We start from the raw sequence: 1,003 nt of genomic DNA, 5'->3' as shown, positions 1-1,003 counted from the left end.
GCGGCGGCGCGGCAGGCGACGCCGGCGCTGCTCGTCCGCCTCGCCGCGGCGCAGGCCGAGGCCGCCGAGGGCGCCGCCGCCGGATGGCCTGCCCTGCTGCGGGAAGGCCTGCTCGCCCGGCTGCGGGAACTGGTCGAGACCTGGGACGGCGCCCTGGCGCTGGAACCGCACGCCGACGCCGTCGCCCCCGCCCCGCGGGATGCGGCCGCGCCGGTGACCAGCGGCCAGACCGATGCGCTGCTGGTCGGGCTGACCGGCCTGTCCGGCATGCTGGCCATCCTGGCCACCAACGCGGTCTGGGTCGCCACCGCCTGGCCGGAGGGCGGGACCGCCACCATGATGGCTGCCGTCGCCACCGCCATGTTCGCCCAGCTGGACGACCCGGCGCCGGCGATCGCCGGCTTCATGACCTGGACCGGCATCGCCGCGGTCACCGCCGCGCTCTACCTGTTCGCCGTGCTGCCGGTGATCGACGGCTTCCCGCTGTTGGCCTGCGCCATGGCGGTGCTCTACCTGCCCTTCGGTGCGCTGCATGCCCGGCCGGCGACGATCGGCATCGCCCTGCCGGTGCTGGTCAACACCGTGGCGCTGATGTCGCTGCAGGAGACCTACGCGGCCGAGTTCGCCAGCTACGTCAACAGCGCCCTGGCGCTGCTGTCCGGCTTCGCCGCGGGCCTGGTCAGCACGCGGCTGGTGCGCGCCTTCGGGGTGGACTGGCGGCTGCGCCGGCTGGTGCAGGCGGACCGGCGCGACCTGGCGCGGCTGGTCGAGGCACGGCGGGCCGACCTGCGCCGCAGCGTCGCCGCCATGCTGGACCGCTTCGAATTCCTCGCCGGCCGCATCGGCACCGCCGATGCGGCCACGCTGGAGGTGAGCGAGCTGGCGGAGCTGCGCGCCGCCGTGAACGTCATGCGGCTGCGGGAGACGATGCCGGACCTGGCGGCGGCGCCGCGCATGGCCGCCGCGGCGGCGCTGGCCGCCATCGCGGCCGCGGCGCGTGGCC

The 1,003-nt window shown here is 76.6% G+C and carries 1 protein-coding gene; it reads left to right on the top strand.

Annotated features, from left to right (window positions below):
• A partial coding sequence (locus E2C05_RS32060) for an FUSC family protein (RefSeq protein WP_192912571.1) occupies positions 1-1,003 on the top strand: 1,003 nt, incomplete at both ends.

The sequence above is a fragment of the Paracraurococcus ruber genome (assembly GCF_004353985.1).
Lineage (GTDB): Bacteria > Pseudomonadota > Alphaproteobacteria > Acetobacterales > Acetobacteraceae > Paracraurococcus > Paracraurococcus ruber.
This window is presented reverse-complemented; position numbering and strand designations above follow the sequence as displayed.